We start from the raw sequence: 13,990 nt of genomic DNA on the forward strand, positions 1-13,990 counted from the left end.
GAAAGAGGTCCCATTGTCTGATCGGATTCCCCCGGTCCTCCGGCCGGAGCATCCGTCGGCGAGATCCCTCAGCGGTCTTGTCGCAGAGTTCGGGCTCGAATCGGTCGGTTCGCTCGACGGCGTCGAGCTCACGGGCATCACACTTAGGTCTCCCGAGGTTGAGCCCGGTGACCTTTTCGTGGGGATGCCTGGTGCAACGACCCACGGAGCGCAGTACGCCGAGGCCGCGAAGGAATCTGGAGCGGTAGCTCTTCTCACAGACCCAGCCGGAGCCGAAATCGCCCGCGACGCCGGACTCCCCATCGTTATCGTCGACTCGCCCCGTGCAGCACTGGGGGAGCTCTCGTCCTGGCTCTACCAGACCAACGTTCACCCGCCTCTGACCCTCGGCGTGACCGGCACGAACGGCAAGACGTCGACGTCCTACATCCTTGAGGCGATTCTTCGACAGCTGGGGCTCGTCACCGGGCTCAGCACGACCGCAGAACGCCACATTGGCGACCTCACGGTCGTGAGCCGGCTCACGACACCCGAGGCGAGCGAGATCCACGCGCTCTTGGCTCGCATGCGCGAAAGCGAAGTGCGTGCGGTCGTGCTTGAGGTGAGCGCGCAAGCTCTGAGCAAGAACCGAATCGATGGCATCAGCTTCGACGTCGTCGGGTTCACCAATCTCAGCCATGACCATCTCGATGACTACTCCACCATGGAGGAGTACTTCGAAGCGAAGCGTGCTTTCTTCGAGCCGGATCGTGCTCGCCGCGGCGTTGTCTCCCTCGATTCGCCCTGGGGTGCCCGGCTTGTCGAAGAGTCCCGCATACCCGTCACAACGGTAGGTTCGCCCGGCGACGATGCCGAGTGGATTATGGATGTCCTCGAAGAGACCGCCGCGTACACATCGTTCACGCTGACAGGGCCAGAGGGCCGCTCGATGCAGACCAGGGTTCCGCTGATCGGTCGCCACATGGCAGCCAACGCGGCCCTTGCTATCGTCATGCTCGTCGAGGCGGGTTTTGAACTTGAGGCGATCGAGCATGCGGTTCACGGCGAGATCACGGCTTATTTGCCCGGGCGCACCGAGCGAGTTTCTGGCGATCGAGGGCCCGCGGTATTTGTCGACTTCGGGCACAGCCCCGACGCGTTCCTCAAATCGCTTGAGGCAGTTCGCCGGTTCACCACTGGCCGGGTAATCATGGTTTTCGGGGCAGACGGCGACCGGGATGCCACCAAGCGTCATGAGATGGGCCGCGTCGCTTCTGAGCATTCAGACATTCTCGTGATCACCGATCACCACCCGCGCTTCGAGGACCCTGTGTCGATTAGGGCAACCCTCATCGAAGGTGCCGAGCTGGCCGAGCATCAGGCGGAACTGCACGAGGTCAGCCCGCCAGAACAGGCCATCCGCCATGCGATTTCGCTGGCGCGCGAGGGGGATTCGATTCTCTGGGCCGGGCCTGGGCATCAGGATTACCGCGATATTCGCGGGGTTCGTACTCCGTATTCTGCGCGAGACGAGGCGCGGGCAGCACTGCGCGAGGCGGGCTGGGCGTAGTGTCGATTTTCTCTCCGGCCAACATCACCGTGATCGGGGTCGTTGGCAGGTCTTCCACGTCGCGCATGCTCGCTGCCGTTGCGACGGCTGTTCCCGACGCTGTTTGGCCGGACACCGCCATCATTCTGTCCCAGGGTTCTAGCCGCGGGCAGAATGGCACGGATTCCCTTGCCTGGGGCGAGGCGCTCGCGCGCGTCGGTAACGACGGGGTTGTCGTTGTCCCGGCTACGGAAACTCGCATGCGGGATGCCGCCATGATGACGGGCGCTACCGTTCTCTCGTTCGGATCCGATCCTCGTGCGGACGTGAAGATTGTCGATGTGGTTGCGGCATCCACCGGGACCACGTTTGAGCTTGAGCTGGGGAGCGCCCGATACCGGGTCGCCCTGCAGATGCTGGGGGAGCACCTCGCGGAGGACGCCATGGCGGTGCTTACCGCCGCCTCGGCCGCCGGCATCGACGTCGACGTAGCGATCTCTGCTCTTGAGGAGCTTGAGAGTGTCGGCCCGTCGACGATGCACCCGATCACTCGCGCCGACGGAGTCATGCTCATCGACGACACCGTATCGATGCATCCGTCGTCAGTGACGTCTGCGCTTAAGACGTTGGCGATGATCGGCACAGAAGGCCGCCGAACCGTCGCTGTGCTCGGGCAACTCGATCTCGACAACGCCGCAGGCATGACGGTCGCGGAGGAATCCGAGTATCGACGAGAAGCGCACGACCGCATCGGCCGCATCGTCGTACGCCTCAACATCAAGCGACTCATCGTAATCGGGGACGAGGCGCGTCACATCCACAACGCTGCTGGCCTTGAAGGTTCCTGGAATGGCGAATCCGTGCTCGTGGGCTCCGTCGAGGAGGCATACGATCTACTGCGTGACAGTCTGGCAACGGGAGACGCGGTTCTGGTCAAGTACGCGAGTCGGCCAGACGCAGCGAGCACGCTCGTGTCTCGTCTCGAACAGTCTGCGCAGGTAACGACCCCATGATCACCCTTCTCGTCGCGGCGGCGGTTTCTCTCGTCTTCTCGCTTCTACTGACGCCGCTGTTCGCACGTACCTTCAGGCGCATGAACCTCGGGCAGTTCATTAGGGCTGATACCCCCACAACTCATGTGGTGAAGCGCGGCACTCCCTCGATGGGCGGCGTGGTCTTTATTATCGCCGCGGTAACGGGTTACTTTGTGGGTCACCTTGTCGGGCGTGAACCGCCCTCGGTGCCGGCTCTTCTGGTGATCCTGATGATGGTGGGTCTCGGCCTTATCGGCTTCATCGATGACTTCATGAAGGTGCACCGCCAGAACAGTCTTGGCCTCTCAGGGCCGCTCAAGATTGTGGGCACAATCATCGTGTCCGTCATCTTCTCAGTGCTCGCTCTCAACTACCACGACAGCAACGGAGTGAGCGCAGCATCCACCGCCGTTTCGGTTGTTCGCGACCTGCCCTTCCTTGATTTTGTCGCGATCTTCGGTGCCGGTGTCGGCGTCGTCCTGGCGATTGCCTGGATGGCGCTCATCACCACGAGCGTCTCCAACGCGGTGAATCTTGCTGATGGTCTCGACGGTCTGGCCGCGGGCGCATCCATCTTTGCCCTCGGCTCGTACATCATCATCGGTTTCTGGCAGAACCAGCAGTCATGCTTCGCTGGTGGCCTCGACCCCGACGTCGCAAGCCAGTGCTACGAGGTAGCGAGCCCTCTTGACCTTGCCGTTATCGCGGCTGCTGTGGTTGGCGCCGTCATCGGTTTCTTGTGGTGGAACACATCACCGGCCCAGATCATGATGGGCGACACCGGTTCTTTCGGACTCGGCGGCGCTCTCGCAGCGCTGGCGATCCTGTCGCGCACTGAGTTGCTTCTGATCCTCCTCGGCGGTCTCTTCGTCGTGATCACCGGTCAGGTCATCATTCAGCGCATGTACTTCAAGGCAACCAAGGGCAAGCGCATTTGGAAGGCAAGCCCGCTGCACCATCACTTTGAGATGGTCGGATGGCCCGAGGTCACGATCGTTGTGAGGTTCTGGCTGATCGCCGGTCTTTTTGTCGCCGGCGGAGTTTTCCTCTTCTACATCGAATGGCTCGCGCTCTTGCCATGAGTGAGTTTCGAGCAGAATCGCTGACGAGTTGGCACGCCGAATGGCGAGGGCTCAGGGTCGCCGTCTTGGGCCTCGGAGCCAGCGGATTCTCGAGCGCTGACACGCTGCTGGAACTTGGCGCCGTGGTGACCGTATTCTCAGAGATTCACACGGATGAACGAGAGCAGCTTCTCGGCGTGATCGGCGGCGATCTGGTGGTGACGACGCCCGGCATCGAGCACGCGCCCGAGTATCGGGAACGATTGGCGGCTCTCGACCCCGAGCTTGTTGTCGTGTCTCCGGGATTTGCCGCAGACAACCCGCTTGTCGTGTGGGCTCGCGAGCGTGGCGTTCCCGTCTGGGGAGACATCGAACTCGCGTGGCGCGTTCGAGACAAGGTCGCCCCGGCCGAGTGGATCGTCGTGGCAGGTGGAGCAGAAGCCACCGCCGCAGCGCGTGTCGCCGAAACTATCCTGCTCGCCGGCGGGGTCAAGACCATATGGTGTGGCCTGGGGGGATATCGGTTCTCGATGCAATTCGCGCACCGGAGGGCTGGGATGTCGTCGTCGTCGCAGCGTCGGATGCCCAGCTTCACTACACGACGTCGATCTCCGCACTGGCAGCCGCATGCATCGAATCGCGGCCGAGTGATCCTGCAGGCTGGATGAGCGAAGATCTGTCGCGCGCGGCTCTCGCCCGCGTTTTTGACGAGGCTCGCAGCGCGTGCATCTATAACAAGGGCGACCTCGAGACCCAGACCATGGTTGAGCAAGCCGAAGTCGTTGAAGGCTGTCGTGCTATCGGAGTAGGCCTGGGGATTCCCGGCCCCAGCGACTTCGGAGTAGTCGAGGGAATCCTCTGCGATCGTGCTTTTCTCGACGAACGACGCTCGTCTGCGATCGAACTCGCGGAGGTCGGCGACCTTGAACCCGCAGGGCTGATGTCGCGCGAGGGCGTTTTGCTCGTGCTGACCGCCAGCGCAATGGCTCGAGCCTATGGAGTTGCCGCGTCTGCCGTCGGGGTGGCGCTTGCCGCCCTCGGCGCATCCCACGAGGAGTGATTGCTGCGTGAGCGATGATCGTTACTGCGACACGCGCTCACGCTGGAGCCTTCAGCCCCCTCGTCGGCTGAGACTAGTCAGATGAGCACACGTGAGGGGGTCGGCATGAGCGCGTCAGAGGCCGAATCCCGCTCCCGGGCACCAGCAGCGGTCGTTGCGGTTCGCAAGCTTTTCGGCGCCGAAACGGCTAATTTCTACCTATTGCTGGGAACGACTCTCTTTCTGGTGGCACTAGGCCTCGTCATGGTGTTGTCGTCGTCGTCCGTGACGTCGTTCACCGAGTCCGGGCAGTTCTTCGGCGGATTCGAGCGCCAGGCTCTCTTCGTCGCTATGGGTATTCCTTTGATGCTGTTGGCATCGCGGATCCCCGCCACATTTTGGAAGAAGTGGGCAGGGGTCGCCCTCGTCGGGGCGGTCGTGATTCAGTTCTTGACTGTCGCGACGCCGCTCGGGTATGCCTCGGGCGGCAACCAGAACTGGATCCGATTCGGAAACTTCAGCTTTCAGCCCTCCGAGTTGATCAAGCTCGCTCTCATGCTGTGGATGGCCCTCATCCTCTCGCGCAAACAACTCGTCATCCGTCAGTGGAGAGAAGTACTCCTGCCGGTAGCTCCGGTAGCCGGGGTGGCCGTCGGCCTCGTCATGATGGGTGGAGACCTTGGCACGGTGATCATTCTCGCCGCCATGGTCTTGGGCGCCCTGTTCTTTGCCGGGGCGAAGCTTCTCCATCTCGCCGCCGCAGTGATTGTCTTAGCCTCAGGGGCTCTCCTTCTTGCGCTGGGTAGCAATAACCGTCAGAGTCGCATCGACGTATGGCAGAGCGGCTGCACCTCGCCAGACGACTATGCGAGCGGATGCTGGCAGACGCTTCATGGCTGGTGGGCGCTTGCCTCCGGCGGGGTTTTCGGTGTCGGGCTCGGCAACTCCAAGGCCAAGTGGAACTGGTTGCCCGAAGCCGATAACGACTTCATCTTCGCGATTATTGGCGAGGAACTCGGGCTGCTCGGCGCCATCATTGTGCTGACCCTGTTCATCGTTATGGCGATCTCATTCGTCCGCATCATCCGAGCTAACGACGACCCGTACGCCAAGATCGCCGTGAGCACCGTTCTCGTGTGGATTGTGGGACAGGCGCTCGTGAATATTGCGGTCGTTCTCGGCCTTTTGCCGGTGTTGGGTGTTCCCCTTCCGCTGATTTCGGCCGGAGGAACCGCGCTTATCGCGAGCATGCTCGCGATTGGGGTCGTGCTGTCGTTCGCGCGGCAGCCGGTCGCGAGGACAGACCAAAGGAGAGTACGACCCTAGTGACCACCTATCTTTTGTGCGGCGGGGGCACAGCGGGTCATGTGAACCCGCTTCTTGCGATCGCGGATCGGCTGCGCAGCACCGAACCGGATTCGACAATCATTGTGCTCGGCACGGCAGAAGGGCTCGAGGCCCGCCTCGTTCCCGAGCGGGGCTATGAACTTGTGACGGTGCCCAAGCTGCCGTTTCCGCGTCGACCGAACCGAGCCGCCCTTTCGTTCCCCGGCAAGCTGTCCGGCTTGGTCAGATCGATCGGCGACGTCATTGCATCCCGTGGGGTCGACGTCGTTGTGGGGGTCGGGGGATATGTCTCCGCTCCGGCCTATGTTGCCGCGCGCCGCGCGGGCGTGCCCATCGCCCTGCACGAGGCGAATGCACGACCGGGCATGGCGAACCGACTGGGCGCGATGTTGACCAAACAGGTCGGAGTTGCTTTTGAGGGCACCCCACTTCGCCATAGCAGGGTCGTCGGCATGCCGCTTCGCGATGAGATCGAGAAGCTTGACCGGCGCTCGGCCAGGGCGCAGGCTGTCGACTTTTTTGGACTCGATCCGCACCGGCACACGCTTCTCGTCACGGGTGGTTCCCTCGGGGCCCGCGTGATCAACGAGACGGTCGCGGAGTCGGCGGCGATCATCCTGGGCACGGGCTGGCAGATCCTCCACATCACGGGAGAGAGAGACGTCGATGCGGTGACAGAGCCGCTGCCGCACCATCATGTGGTGGCGTATTGCGACCGCATGGATCTCGCCCTCGCCGTGGCCGATCTTGCCGTGTCGCGAGCAGGCGCCGCCACGGTGAGCGAGCTGACGGGTCTCGGCATCCCGGCCGTCTATGTTCCTCTTGCGATCGGCAACGGCGAGCAGCGCTTGAATGCGCGTCATGCCGTCTCCCGCGGTGCCGCGATTCTCGTCGACAATTCCGATTTCACCCCGGGGTGGGTACGGGAGACTCTGGTGCCGTTGATGATGGATCAGGCGGCACTCGTCGAGATGGCGGGCCGCGCCGCAGGCATTGGGGTGCTCAATGGCACCGACCGCATGATTGAGCTAGTCCACGAGGCAGTCAGGATAAATTAGGCACGATGATCAAATCTGACTTCTCCAACCCCGTTCCCGAGCGGTTGTCCCAGGTGCATTTCGTGGGAATCGGCGGCGCGGGCATGAGCGGCATCGCCTCGATGTTTGTGGACGCCGGCATCGTGGTTACGGGATCTGATTCCCGAGACGGAGCGACGGTGGAGGCGCTCCGCGCACGCGGCGTTGCGGTGGCGATCGGCCATAGCGCAGCCAACATCGCTGAGCCGGATGCCCTCGTGGTGACCGGCGCTATCGCCGAAGATAACCCCGAATATGTTGAGGCCCGTCGCCGCGGTATCCCCACGATTCACCGGGCCCAGGCTCTCGCCTGGCTCACCTCGTCGGCGCGTCTGGTAGCCGTTGCGGGTGCGCATGGAAAGACCACGTCGACGGCGATGCTCGTCACGGCCCTGCGCCAGCTTGGAGCGGATCCCAGCTTCGTCAACGGGGGTGTCATCCGCGATCTTGGCGTTAGCGCCGCGCGGGGAGCAGGAGAACTCTTTGTTGTCGAGGCGGACGAGTCGGACGGCTCCTTCCTGCTCTACGACACGGCTGTTGCCCTCATTACGAACGTCGACCCTGACCACCTGGACCACTACGGCTCGAGGCAGGCGTTTTCTGATGCGTTCGTCGAGTTTGCATCTAAGGCGCGCGAATTCGTGGCGATCTCGTCGGATGATCCCGGTGCCGTAGAGATCGCGGCGCATCTGCGCGATAGTCGCGTCATCACTTTTGGCATGGCGCCGACGGCCGATGTTCGCCTGCATGCAATTGACGCCGGCGCCATCGTGTCGTTCTCGCTTTCGTGGCGGGGCGAGGAGTTCGCGGGGGCACTCAGGGTCGCAGGAGTGCACAACGCGGTCAACGCCGCTGGGGCCTTCGCTGTGTTGGTCGGGTTGGGCTTCGAGCCGCAGGCGTCGCTTGACGCACTCGCGACATTTGGTGGCGCCGAACGACGCTTCGAGTTTCGAGGTGAAGTCGATGGCGTGCGCGTCTTCGATGACTTCGCACACCATCCCACCGAGGTTGAGGCTGCACTCTCTGGCGCGCGAGGAGTGGTCGGCACGGGGCGCGTTATCCCGCTGTTTCAGCCGCACCTCTTCACCCGCACGCAAGATATGGCGCAGGAATTCGCCGACACTCTCGAGCGCCTTGCCGACTACACAATCGTTCTGCCCATCTACGGTGCTCGCCAGGATCCGATCCCCGGTGTGACGGGCGCAATGATCACCGAGCGCTTCAGCGACCCCAGCAAGGGCCGCTACATAGAGGATTGGCAGGCGGCGGCGGAGTACGCGGCTGAAATCTCTCGGCCCGGAGACATTCTTGTTCCGATGGGTGGAGGGGATGTGCACCTCATAATTCCGAGCGTGCTCAGCGCCCTTGAGCGCAAGGCTGCGGTGAATGAAACGCCCTGAGGGCTTCGATAGCTCTGCAGCGGCACGGCAGGTGCCGCCTGCTCCCGTGACTTCGGCGAGCCCCGAAGAGGGAGGTCTTTCTGGCAGTGCTACTCCGAAGGGAGCGAAGCCCGCCAAGAGCTTGAGTGCCAAGAGCACTCTTCGTCGGTTGCCAGCGCGCAGCCAGCAGCCTGCGGACCGGGATAGTGCGGGCGATGCGCCCGTGGTTGTGCCGAAGCGTGCGACAAAGTCGCGGCCCGTCAGTAACCCTGTGGAGTCTGCGGCGGATGCGGCGAAGCGCGCCAGGCGGGAGGCGCGGCGAGCGACGAGGGCTCGGCGCAGGTTTGAAAAGTCTGAAGTGCGGCGGTTCACGCGGCGCGCGCGACACCGCAGGGTGGCGTGGCTTGCGGCGGGCGGCACTGTTGCCGTGTTTGCTGCGCTCATTGCTGTCGCGGTCTTCTCTCCGCTTCTGTCCCTCGACAAAATCGAGGTGACTGGCACATCCCGAATCGATCCTGCGGCTGTAGTCGATTCCGTAGACGGCCAAATGGGCACTCCGCTGGCGCTCGTCGATCTTGATCGTTTGACTCGTGAGCTGGGTGAGTTCCCTCTGATCAGGAGCTACGTCACCGAGATGGTGCCTCCGCACACCATGGTGATCCACATCACCGAGCGACAGCCTGTAGGCGCCATCATCGTGGGCGACGGGTATCGCCTGGTTGATCCTGCCGGTGTCGTGGTTGAGAAGTCCGATACTCGTCCGCCGGGGGTTCCGCTGCTGGAGTTGGTGGGTGCCGACGAGGATTCGACGACGTTCGACTCGGTCGTTGAGGTGCTCCTAGCGCTTCCGCCGGAGGTGCTCGCGACGGTCGATTCCGTGACCGCCTCGACGATGGACGATGTCACCCTGGTCTTCGGTGGGGTCGGGCAGCGAGTGGTGTGGGGGAGCGCAGACCGTTCTGAGCTCAAAGCGCGCGTGCTCGAGAAGCTGATTGCCAATCAGGATCCGGCGATAGCGGTCGAGTACGACGTGACGGCGCCGTTGAGCGCGGTTGTGCGCCCTCTCTGACGCAAATTTCGGGTGTCCGAGCGCCCGGGGGTGAGAATCTCCCTGGCGTTTTCCGACACGCCCGCGTGTCTGGGCACGGCTGACTCTGGGGCCGCTACTTTCGATTCAGGAAATACATACTGAGCATAACTTTAAGCTTCTACCAGAGGTTGAGAGTTCCCAGCGGAGGCCGGACGTGTCAACAAACCAGAACTACCTCGCCGTCATCAAGGTCGTCGGAATCGGCGGCGGAGGCGTGAATGCGGTTAACCGCATGATCGAGCTCGGCCTTCGCGGTGTCGAATTCATCGCCATCAATACGGATGCCCAAGCGCTTCTCATGAGCGACGCCGACGTCAAACTCGACGTCGGTCGCGAACTCACGCGCGGACTCGGAGCCGGTGCCGACCCCGAAGTGGGCCGTCGCGCTGCCGAGGACCACGCAGATGAGATCGAAGAAGCACTTGCCGGCGCAGACATGGTGTTCGTGACCGCGGGTGAGGGTGGAGGCACCGGCACCGGCGGAGCCCCCGTCGTCGCCCGCATCGCCAAGTCGATTGGCGCCCTCACGATCGGTGTCGTCACGCGCCCGTTCGGATTCGAAGGCAAGCGGCGTGCGGCACAGGCCGAGCTGGGTATCACTGCGCTCAAGAGCGAGGTCGACACCCTCATCGTCGTGCCGAATGATCGTCTGCTTGAGATCAGCGATCGGGGCATCAGCTTTCTCGAGGCTTTCGCAACGGCAGACCAGGTCTTGCTCGCCGGCGTGCAGGGAATCACCGACCTCATCACGACCCCTGGCCTCATCAACCTGGACTTCGCCGACGTCAAGTCGGTAATGCAGGGCGCGGGCTCTGCTCTCATGGGTATCGGCTCCTCGCGGGGTGCAGATCGTGCGATTAAGGCCGCCGAACTCGCAGTCGCATCGCCCCTCCTCGAAGCCAGCATCGATGGTGCACACGGAGTTCTCCTGTCGGTGCAGGGTGGGTCGAACCTCGGAATCTTCGAGATCAACGACGCCGCCAAGCTGGTGCAGGAGGCTGTTCACCCCGAGGCCAACATCATCTTCGGTGCCGTCATCGACGACACGCTCGGGGACGAGGTTCGCGTAACGGTCATCGCCGCAGGCTTCGATGGTGGCGAGCCCGTCGTCAAGCGACAGGGACACCGTTCCAACTTCGTAGAGCCGGGCGAGGATGCGGCAACGGGCGAGTCGGAGACGCCGCTTGCCACCCGCGCCGAAACGACTGCTGCGTGGTCGGCTGCCGAGCCCGAACTCCCGAAGGCGGCAAGCGACCCCGTCTTCGACTCGAGCGACGACAGTCTGGACATCCCCGACTTCCTCAAATGATCGATTCGCTTTCGACGTCCGCTGCAGGCGCTCCCCAGCTAGGGGAGCGCCTGCAGCGCGTTCGCTCGGCGGTCGATCACGCTGCGCGGTCGAACGAACGCTCGGCTGATGACATCACTCTCATCGTGGTTACCAAGTTTCACCCTGCGTCGCTCGTGCGGGACCTCGTCGAACTCGGTGTGAATGACTTCGGTGAGAATCGCCACCAGGAGGCGTCGGCTAAGGCGGCTGAGCTTCGAGACCTCCCGATCAACTGGCACTTTGTGGGCCAACTTCAGTCGAATAAGGCAAAAGCGGTTCGCTCGTACGCCAACACTGTCCACTCGGTTGATCGCGCTTCCGTCGTTTCGGCGCTCGACACTCCGGGCGCCGATCTCCTTGACTGCTTCCTCCAGCTCAACCTCACAGAGGACCCGCAGCGCGGGGAGTCAGCGACGAAGGCCTGGAGCGTCTCGCAGAGCAGGTCCTCGCGGCACAGAGTCTCCGTCTACGGGGAGTCATGGCCGTGGCACCGCTCGACGAGAATCCGCGGCGTGCATTTGAACGCGTGCGCCTGGCGTCGGAGCGGTTGCGGCGCATGGAGCCGTCGGCCGACGCGATCTCGGCCGGCATGTCGCACGACTTCGTCGACGCCATCGCAGAAGGTGCGACACACCTCCGCATCGGGTCGGCAATCACGGGAAATCGCCCTGCACAGGGTTAATGTCAATTCGAGACACGAACCACCAGGAGGCTCACACAATGGCTAACCCGCTTCGCAAGACGATGGTGTACCTCGGCCTTGCCGACGAGGAGTTCGACTACGAAGATAAGGCGGCTCCATCGGCGCCTACCCCCGCTCCGGTTCAGACTGCCCCCGCCAGCGCCCCTTCGGCCCAGACTTCAGCCCAGCGCGCGCCGGTGACCCCCCTTCGCCGTCCCGCGGCCGTTCGATCAGTGGGAGCCACCGAGATGAATGAGATTCTCACCGTCCACCCCCGGCAGTACAAAGATGCCCAGTCGATCGCCGAGAGCTTTCGTGATGGCATCCCTGTCATCATCAACCTTTCGCAGATGAGCGAGCCGGATGCTCGTCGCCTCGTCGACTTCGCCAGCGGTCTTTCCCAGGGGCTCTACGGCAAGATTGAACGCGTGACCTCCAAGGTGTTCCTTCTTTCGCCAGCGCACGTTGCCGTCAGCGGTGACCGCGCTCAGGAGAACGACGCGGACGGCACCTACTTCTCCCAGAACTAGGAGTCGAGCCGGCAGCCGCGACCGTTCGTGGCTGTAGGCTCGAGGACACGGTGTGTCCTGGTTTTTCGGTCACACGTTTTGTCTTCTCAGACCGCGTATCGGACCTGTTGTGGGTTCGCGGCGGCCGCTACTTTTCCGGATGGCCCATGATTCTCGTTGTGCTCCTCACGGTGCTCTACATTGCGTTGTTTCTCTACTTTCTCGCGATGTGGGCGAGGTTCATCCTCGAGCTCGTGACCGCGTTCGTGCCGCGGTGGCGCCCGCGCGGCGCGACTCTGGTTGTCGCCGAGGTCGTCTACACCGTCACAGATCCTCCCGTGCGGTTCACCCGGCGCATCCTTCCGCCCGTTCGCTTCGGGGGAATCTCGCTCGATTTCGCCTGGAGCATCGTGATGCTTGTGGTGCTGGTGTTGCTTTATGTCGTGTCCTGGGGTCGCCAAGTGGCGGGTTCCCTGTAACCTATTCAGAATCCGGTGTCACTGGTTCCGCACAGCCTGCGCTTTCCAGTCTTTGTTAGCGTTGAGCTTGACGGCAGTATCGATCAGAGAGTTTTTGAGGTGACGAGAATGGCCCTTACGCCTGAAGACGTAGTCAACAAGCGGTTTCAGCCGACGAAGTTCCGCGAGGGCTACGACCAGGACGAGGTAGATGACTTCCTCGACGAGGTTGTTGTCGAACTGCGGCGCCTTGGTCAGGAGAACGAGGAGCTGCGCCAGCGCCTCGTCGCGAGCGAGTCGCGCATTGCCGAGCTGCAGCGCAGCGGAGCCGAGGCTCCTGCAGCCGCCGCACCGAGCTACGTCGCCGAGCCCGTTGCTGCACCGGTCGTCGAGGCACCTGTCGTCGAGGCTCCCGCCGCAACGCCTGGTCTCGATGAGACGGGCAGCACCAATAACCTCCTGCAGCTTGCGCGTCGTCTCCACGAGGAGCACGTCCGCGAGGGCATCGAGAAGCGCGACGCGCTCATCGCCGAAGGTCAGGCCACCGCTCAGCGCGTTGTTGCCGAGGCGGAGGCGACCGCTCAGCGTGTTGTCTCAGAGGCAGAGGCAGAGCAGCGCCAGAAGGTTGGCGAGCTCGAGGCTCAGCGCACCGGTTTGGAATCGCAGATCGAGGAGCTTCGCACCTTCGAGCGTGAGTACCGGGCCAACCTCAAGAGCTACATCGAGGGCCAGCTTCGCGACCTTGATTCGGCTAGCACCGTAAACACCGCTAGCTCGAACACTGCTGCGGCTTCGTCCGACTTCGGTGGCGACTTCGGTGTCCCCGCTAACCAGCCTCCGGCTAACTTCCAGGGCTTTGTCGGCAACTGATTCGGCAGAGACTCCTGGCGCACCTCGCGCCGCTCGCTCCCGAGTCAGCCTAAAAGCTCTCGGCCTGCTGGTCTGCGTCGCACTTCTCGTGTACGTCGCAGACCAGCTGAGCAAGGCGTGGGTCGTTGCCAATCTCGATGAGCGCACGGTCAATCCGGTTCTCGGAGAGCTGCTTCAGTTCGTTTTCGTACGAAACCCCGGGGCGGCTTTCTCGCTCGCCAGCGGGTCGACCTGGATCTTCTCCATTGCGGCCTCGCTCGTCACACTCTTCATCATTCTGTTCGCGCACCGCATCCGTTCCATCGGGTGGGCTGTGCTGTTCGGAATGCTGCTCGGCGGAACACTCGGCAATCTCACCGACCGACTCTTCAGAGAGCCGGGCTTTGGCGTCGGACATGTGATCGACTTCATCCAGGTGTGGGGGTTCCCGGCGATTTTCAATATCGCCGACATCTTCATCGTCTCGAGCATGGGGCTGTTCATCATCCTCACCCTGAAGGGCATCGGGATGGACGGCACGCGCCAGACAACCGAGCCAAAGTCCGACGGATCCGTCGGCACAGCGATCAATGATGAGGCTCGGTAGC

At 62.9% G+C, this 13,990-nt stretch carries 16 protein-coding genes; 15 read left to right on the top strand and 1 reads right to left on the bottom strand.

The window, feature by feature from the left end; all coding sequences use genetic code 11:
* Nucleotides 1–13: 13 nt before the first annotated feature.
* The 10 genes from C2138_RS05780 (at nt 14) to ftsZ (ending at nt 10,863) form a co-directional block, all read left to right on the top strand.
* Nucleotides 14–1,549 carry a Mur ligase family protein gene (locus tag C2138_RS05780; protein ID WP_108516229.1) on the top strand — a complete coding sequence of 512 codons (1,536 nt, stop codon included), beginning with the start codon at nt 14–16 and terminating at the stop codon, nt 1,547–1,549.
* Nucleotides 1,549–2,541: a glutamate ligase domain-containing protein gene (locus C2138_RS05785; protein WP_108516231.1), complete on the top strand. Its 993-nt coding sequence runs from the start codon at nt 1,549–1,551 to the stop codon at nt 2,539–2,541. Before C2138_RS05780 ends, C2138_RS05785 begins: the two co-directional genes overlap by 1 nt.
* Nucleotides 2,538–3,644 carry a phospho-N-acetylmuramoyl-pentapeptide-transferase gene (gene mraY, locus C2138_RS05790; RefSeq protein ID WP_108516233.1) on the top strand — a complete coding sequence of 369 codons (1,107 nt, stop codon included), beginning with the start codon at nt 2,538–2,540 and terminating at the stop codon, nt 3,642–3,644. The genes C2138_RS05785 and mraY overlap by 4 nt, the downstream gene beginning before the upstream one ends.
* Nucleotides 3,641–4,291: a Mur ligase family protein gene (locus C2138_RS05795; protein WP_159078154.1), complete on the top strand. Its 651-nt coding sequence runs from the start codon at nt 3,641–3,643 to the stop codon at nt 4,289–4,291. Before mraY ends, C2138_RS05795 begins: the two co-directional genes overlap by 4 nt.
* Entirely contained in the window at nt 4,288–4,683 is a 396-nt protein-coding gene (locus C2138_RS05800; protein WP_108516237.1) for a hypothetical protein, read from the top strand. The genes C2138_RS05795 and C2138_RS05800 overlap by 4 nt, the downstream gene beginning before the upstream one ends.
* An 81-nt stretch (nt 4,684–4,764) precedes the next feature.
* Nucleotides 4,765–5,988, top strand: coding sequence for a putative lipid II flippase FtsW (gene ftsW / locus C2138_RS05805; protein WP_241961198.1), 1,224 nt, complete (start codon nt 4,765–4,767; stop codon nt 5,986–5,988).
* Nucleotides 5,988–7,067: a UDP-N-acetylglucosamine--N-acetylmuramyl-(pentapeptide) pyrophosphoryl-undecaprenol N-acetylglucosamine transferase gene (locus C2138_RS05810; RefSeq protein ID WP_108516239.1), complete on the top strand. Its 1,080-nt coding sequence runs from the start codon at nt 5,988–5,990 to the stop codon at nt 7,065–7,067. Before ftsW ends, C2138_RS05810 begins: the two co-directional genes overlap by 1 nt.
* Nucleotides 7,068–7,072: 5 nt before the next feature.
* Nucleotides 7,073–8,485 (top strand): UDP-N-acetylmuramate--L-alanine ligase, encoded by a 1,413-nt coding sequence (gene murC / locus C2138_RS05815; protein WP_108516241.1) that lies wholly within the window; start codon nt 7,073–7,075, stop codon nt 8,483–8,485.
* Entirely contained in the window at nt 8,472–9,533 is a 1,062-nt protein-coding gene (locus tag C2138_RS05820) for an FtsQ-type POTRA domain-containing protein (protein ID WP_108516243.1), read from the top strand. The genes murC and C2138_RS05820 overlap by 14 nt, the downstream gene beginning before the upstream one ends.
* Nucleotides 9,534–9,708: 175 nt before the next feature.
* Nucleotides 9,709–10,863, top strand: a complete 1,155-nt coding sequence (gene ftsZ, locus C2138_RS05825) for a cell division protein FtsZ (protein ID WP_108516245.1) — start codon at nt 9,709–9,711, stop codon at nt 10,861–10,863.
* A 38-nt stretch (nt 10,864–10,901) separates the two neighbouring features.
* Here ftsZ and C2138_RS13795 read toward each other — a convergent pair whose 3' ends face one another.
* Nucleotides 10,902–11,123 carry a hypothetical protein gene (locus tag C2138_RS13795; RefSeq protein WP_241961231.1) on the bottom strand — a complete coding sequence of 74 codons (222 nt, stop codon included), beginning with the start codon at nt 11,121–11,123 and terminating at the stop codon, nt 10,902–10,904.
* A gap of 182 nt (nt 11,124–11,305) precedes the next feature.
* Here C2138_RS13795 and C2138_RS13910 point away from each other — a divergent pair, with 182 nt between their 5' ends.
* The 5 genes from C2138_RS13910 to lspA all read left to right on the top strand — a co-directional run bounded on the left by C2138_RS13910 (nt 11,306) and on the right by lspA (nt 13,989).
* A complete protein-coding gene (locus C2138_RS13910) occupies nt 11,306–11,566 on the top strand; it encodes an alanine racemase (RefSeq protein ID WP_338418820.1) in 261 nt (86 codons plus the stop codon).
* 38 nt (nt 11,567–11,604) lie between these two features.
* Nucleotides 11,605–12,096: a cell division protein SepF gene (locus C2138_RS05835; protein WP_108516247.1), complete on the top strand. Its 492-nt coding sequence runs from the start codon at nt 11,605–11,607 to the stop codon at nt 12,094–12,096.
* A 146-nt stretch (nt 12,097–12,242) separates the two neighbouring features.
* Nucleotides 12,243–12,554: a YggT family protein gene (locus C2138_RS05840; protein ID WP_108516249.1), complete on the top strand. Its 312-nt coding sequence runs from the start codon at nt 12,243–12,245 to the stop codon at nt 12,552–12,554.
* A 108-nt stretch (nt 12,555–12,662) separates the two neighbouring features.
* Nucleotides 12,663–13,403, top strand: coding sequence for a DivIVA domain-containing protein (locus C2138_RS05845; RefSeq protein ID WP_108516250.1), 741 nt, complete (start codon nt 12,663–12,665; stop codon nt 13,401–13,403).
* Nucleotides 13,390–13,989, top strand: coding sequence for a signal peptidase II (gene lspA, locus C2138_RS05850; protein ID WP_241961199.1), 600 nt, complete (start codon nt 13,390–13,392; stop codon nt 13,987–13,989). The genes C2138_RS05845 and lspA overlap by 14 nt, the downstream gene beginning before the upstream one ends.
* The last annotated feature ends 1 nt before the right edge of the window (nt 13,990 follow it).

This window comes from Salinibacterium hongtaonis (genome assembly GCF_003065485.1).
Taxonomy (GTDB): domain Bacteria; phylum Actinomycetota; class Actinomycetes; order Actinomycetales; family Microbacteriaceae; genus Homoserinimonas; species Homoserinimonas hongtaonis.